Origin of the sequence: Mycobacterium sp. (genome assembly GCF_032162105.1) — a bacterium.
Lineage (GTDB): Bacteria > Actinomycetota > Actinomycetes > Mycobacteriales > Mycobacteriaceae > Mycobacterium.
Genome location: NZ_JAVRPS010000617.1, coordinates 1 through 4,174, shown reverse-complemented (window position 1 = coordinate 4,174; position 4,174 = coordinate 1). Strand labels below are relative to the sequence as shown.

Annotated in this window: 4 protein-coding genes and 4 pseudogenes; 3 read left to right on the top strand and 5 right to left on the bottom strand. The window is 66.4% G+C overall.

Annotation, left to right across the window (positions count from 1 at the left end; all coding sequences use genetic code 11):
* A pseudogene (locus QOC69_RS31465) lies at window positions 1–251 on the top strand (hypothetical protein); the annotation flags it as partial.
* Here the strand turns inward: QOC69_RS31465 and QOC69_RS31460 are convergent.
* A pseudogene (locus tag QOC69_RS31460) lies at window positions 248–541 on the bottom strand (LysE/ArgO family amino acid transporter); the annotation flags it as partial. The pseudogenes QOC69_RS31465 and QOC69_RS31460 sit on opposite strands and share 4 nt — an antisense overlap.
* On the opposite strand from QOC69_RS31460, the pseudogene QOC69_RS31455 reads away from it, so the two are divergent.
* Together QOC69_RS31455 and QOC69_RS31450 are read left to right on the top strand one after the other, a co-directional pair.
* Window positions 538–732, top strand: a pseudogene (locus QOC69_RS31455) (nucleotidyl cyclase domain-containing protein); the annotation flags it as partial. The pseudogenes QOC69_RS31460 and QOC69_RS31455 sit on opposite strands and share 4 nt — an antisense overlap.
* Window positions 733–776: 44 nt before the next feature.
* On the top strand, window positions 777–1,547 hold the full coding sequence (locus QOC69_RS31450; RefSeq protein WP_526446420.1) for a hypothetical protein: 771 nt from the start codon (window positions 777–779) through the stop codon (window positions 1,545–1,547).
* Window positions 1,548–2,072: 525 nt separating this feature from the next.
* On the opposite strand, the gene QOC69_RS31445 is transcribed toward QOC69_RS31450, so the two are convergent.
* From QOC69_RS31445 to QOC69_RS31430, 4 genes and pseudogenes are all read right to left on the bottom strand, one after another.
* Window positions 2,073–2,213, bottom strand: coding sequence for a hypothetical protein (locus QOC69_RS31445; RefSeq protein ID WP_526446422.1), 141 nt, complete (start codon window positions 2,211–2,213; stop codon window positions 2,073–2,075).
* Window positions 2,214–2,417: 204 nt separating this feature from the next.
* Window positions 2,418–2,957, bottom strand: a complete 540-nt coding sequence (locus tag QOC69_RS31440; RefSeq protein ID WP_526446419.1) for a DUF3455 domain-containing protein — start codon at window positions 2,955–2,957, stop codon at window positions 2,418–2,420.
* Between the two features lie 196 nt (window positions 2,958–3,153).
* Window positions 3,154–3,980: pseudogene (locus QOC69_RS31435) on the bottom strand (catalase).
* Window positions 3,981–4,020: 40 nt separating this feature from the next.
* On the bottom strand, window positions 4,021–4,174 hold a 154-nt coding region (locus QOC69_RS31430), incomplete at its 5' end, for an aquaporin (RefSeq protein WP_526446421.1).

The window sequence follows — 4,174 nt, the reverse complement described above, 5'->3', positions numbered from 1 at the left end:
TGCGAATCCTCGCGCGCCTCGCCATACCGGGTTGCCTGGTCGCACTCGGGTTGGCCGGATTGATCGGCGCGCCGGTGGCCGCGGCCGACTGCAACGCATCGAGCGGGACGACGGTCTGCGCTCAGGGCGACATCCGCGGCACGCACGCCCCGCCCCCGGCCCGGCCCGCCTACGGGTTCGGGTTCGGGTTCGGCTGCGGTTACATCTGCTTCGGCGGAGGCGGCGGGTCGTCGGTCCCGATCGGGCCCTAGTCGGTACCGGTTAGGACACCACCAAGCGCGATCATCATGACGGCGATGAAGCCGTCGAGGATCCGCCAGGTCAGTGGGGTGGCGAAGAGTCCGGCCAGGGGCCGGGCGCCGAGTCCGAGGCTGACGAACCACACCGCGCTGGCCGTCACGGTTCCGACGCCGAACAGCTAGCGACCGTTGGGGTGTTCTTTGGCCAGGGCGCCCAGCAGCACGACGGTGTCCAGATAGACGTGCTCGTTGAGGAACGTCAAGCCGGCGCAGGTCAGCAACACGGCGCTGAGTCGCGCGGGCGCATGAGTTGCCGGTGCGGATGGGGTTGGCGACCGGTGAGGCAGAGCTGCGGGACGGGGACTACTTTGGGACGGTGCTCAACCGTGCTGCGCGGGTGATGGCCCCCGGGCATGGCGGTCAGATTCTGGTCGCCGACTCGACGGCGGTTCTGCTCAGCGGAATTGATCTGGTGGATCTGGGGCCGCGGCGGCGACATTCAGCGTCGATTCAGGTGACGCGTTGAGAATCATGTGCGTGAACATGGCAGCGCGTCTGTCGGCGATCGGCGCGGGATGGTCAGTGGTCGTGCTGACGGCGGCCTGCGGGGGGAACCCTGCACCAGCACCGAACCCCAGCGCGTCTGCGGCCCCGTCGAGTACCGCGCCGATGAAGATCACCGATCCCTATTCGCCGACGATCGACCCCGCGGCCTTTTCGGCCACGATCGACAACCCTTATCTCCCAATGGTTCCGGGCACCCGCACGATTTACGAGGCTCATACGCCCGATGGCCTGCAAAAGACGACGACCGAGGTCACCCGCGACACCAAGATGATCATGGGCGTCAAGACCGTGGTCGTACACGACACCGTCAGCCTTGACGCCAAGATGGTCGAAGACACGTTGGACTGGTATGCCCAGGATCGCGACGGCAATGTCTGGTATTTCGGCGAAGCGACCAAGAAGCTGGAGGACGGCGCCGCGGACACGAGCGGATCGTTCGAAGGCGGCGTGAACGGCGCGCTACCCGGCATCATCATGCCGGGCCATCCGCAGGTCGGTGATCAGTACCGCCAGGAGTACGCAAAGGGCGTCGCCGAGGACACTGGTGAGGTGCTCAACCTCACCGGCCGCGAAACCACCCCGCTTACTGGGCCTCTCAGCGACTTGCTGGTCACCAAAGACGTTGACCTGCTCGACCCCACCGCTCCGGCCGAGAACAAGTATTACGCCCGCAGCATCGGGGTGATCGTCACCACGGAAGCTGGCGGGCGCGAGGAAGCCGTCAAAGTTGAGAAGTTCTGACCCACCACTTGCCAATTGCGCGGTCGCGCGCCTTGACTTAGACATGGCGTGCGACACGCAGGTTGTCGAGTGCGTGCGCGACGAGCACGAGGGCACGGCCTCTGCGGATGCGCCGCCGCGGGAACGCTGGTCCTGGTCCGCCTGGTCGAGCGCGGTCACTGTAGGCGTACTCGGATTCGTCGCGGTCTGCGTCGTGGTATCGGCGATAACGGTCGTGTCCCGGCAGCCGTTCGGCGACACCGGAGTTGTGCTACCGACGGTCCCGGTCACGACCCCCACCGCGCCACCGCCACCCCCGTCGAGCGCAGCCCCGATTCCTCCGCCCGCCACGGGGGCACCCTCTGCTGCACCACCAGCGATCGCCCCGACGACAGTGCAGACGAGCGCGCCGCCACCACCGCCGCCTCCGAAAGCGAGCACCACCCATACATCGAGCACCCATTCGCAGCCCAGTAGCGTTCACCCGACGCATCAACCGTTCCCGCAGGAGACGACCGATTTTCTCGGCCCGCCGGGGACCAATAACTAGGGCGTCCACCACGGCCGCAGCGGAAGACCGCCGTCGCTCCCGTGGGAAGCGAGCTTGACCGCCAAAACATGGTGCTGCAGGCCGATCCCGGCCTGCACGCCCCGCAACATCGATGCGGAGCGGTCCGTCAGATCCACCCACCCATTCGGTTCGGACCACTACGAGCGACAAACCCCAGCGCGTTTCGTTGTCCGGCCCGTCTGATGTGGCCAAGGAGAACAGCTGGGTCGGCGCGTCGCCGTGGAAGGTCAGCCCGCGCCGTTGACGGACGGTGCTGTGGGACAGTCCACCAAATATCGTCGTTGATGCCACGCCGCTGGGGGGCCAGCACGTTCAAGAGGTCAGGGTGCAGCCGACCAGAAGCGGTAGACCGCCGAGTACCCGACGGCCTGTTGCGACCCTTCGGTGCATGATCCGGCCGGTGCCACGCCGCCGGTGGTCTGCAGCCGTTGGACGTAGGTCACTTTGCTGAAGGTGCCTTGGCCCTGGTTCTGGTTGGCCTTGAGCAACAGTTCCGGTATGGCGCCGTCGCGGTTCACCGTGGCCACCGGTGCCGCGCCGACCGCGCTGCCGTCGACGGTGGAGACCCAAACCGGGCCCTTGAAGTGCAAGCCGACCGGCTTGCCGTTCGCGGTCAAGGTGGCGGCGGGCTGCAACAGCGTCCACTTGGCCTTGACGCACTGATAGATCTGCACGCCGGAACCGTCGAGCGAGGAGCTCAGTGTGTTGCCCGCCGGTACCGCGAGCGCCGGCGGCGATGCGGGGCCGCTGGGGTCGACTTGGGTGACGGGTGTGCTCGGCATCTGCGACGGTCCAGGCGACGAGCACCCGGCCACCCCGAGGGCGACCGAGCCGATCGCGAGTACAAGTGTCCTACGCATCATCGTGCAATCTCCAACTCGATTGGGTGGGCCAGCATGGCGGCCACGGCCGGGTGCGACCGGGCGGCCGTCGGCGCTGAAGGCAAGGTGCGCTCGCCTGACAGTGTGTGTTGTTCCATTTGGCAGCTTGGACAGGAGTTTTCGCGAGGTTTGTCAGAGTTGCGGTGTTGTGTGGCGGGGGCGGGTGGCGACCCGATCATGCCGATCCGTTGCCTACGGCGGTCTTGATCTTGTCGCCGACCTCTTTGTCGATGTTCTTCCAGTATTCGAATGCGCGGTCCAGCACCTCTTTTGAGACCCCGTTGCGCAGGTGCCCGGTGACATTCGAGACCAGCCGTTGGCGGGCCGCCTCGTCGATCACCTGGCGGACCAGCGTGTGTGCTTGAGCCCAGTCGTCGTCGGGGCGCAGGGTGTATGCCGAACGGACCATGTCGCCGTCGGTATACCAGTACACTTCGGCAGCCCGGTCGGGGTTGGCCTTGGGGCCGCCGTAGGAGTTTGTTCGTACACCGGGTCGGAGATGTTGGTGACGCGCATCGCCCCGTCCTTGGAGTAGCTGTGCACCTCAGACTTGGGTGAGTTGACCGGGATCTGCTTGTAGTTGACCCCGAGGCGGGCCCGGTGCGCGTCGGCATAGGAGAAGCCGCGCGCCAGCAGCATCTTGTCCGGGCTGCTCTTCGCGTCCTCGAACGCCATGATCTGCTTCAGCGTGCCGCGCTCGCCGGCCACGGTGGAAAACCGTATCAGCGTGTCGGTCGTGGCGCCGGGCTGGAACACCGCTGCGCGGGTGTAGGAGCCGACGTCGTTGGTGACCTCGAAGCGGCCGAACGCTCCAGAGCCCTTGGCATGTGGCTGACGCTGCGGGATGCGCTCTCGGTTGAAGTTGGCCATCTGCTCGATCAAGTAGTGGTCCTGCAGCAGAATCGGGCCGTCGGGTCCGATCGTCAGCGAGTGCTCATCACTGGATACCGGGATGGCGGCGTCGGTGGTCGTCGGGCGGTGCTGTCGGCTGCTCACCGTCATTGCCTTTCGTGGTGAGTTGAAGTTCGTGGACCGAGTCGGCTTATTTGTCGTCGGGGTTGAGGGCCAGGAAGGTCACTCCCGCGGCGGCGCCGGCGATGACCTGCGCCACCAGGTACACCCACAGCGTCGGCCAGGCGAATGTTCCCATCGCGGCCCCGGCGAGGGTGACCGCCGGGTTGAACGCACCCCCGGAG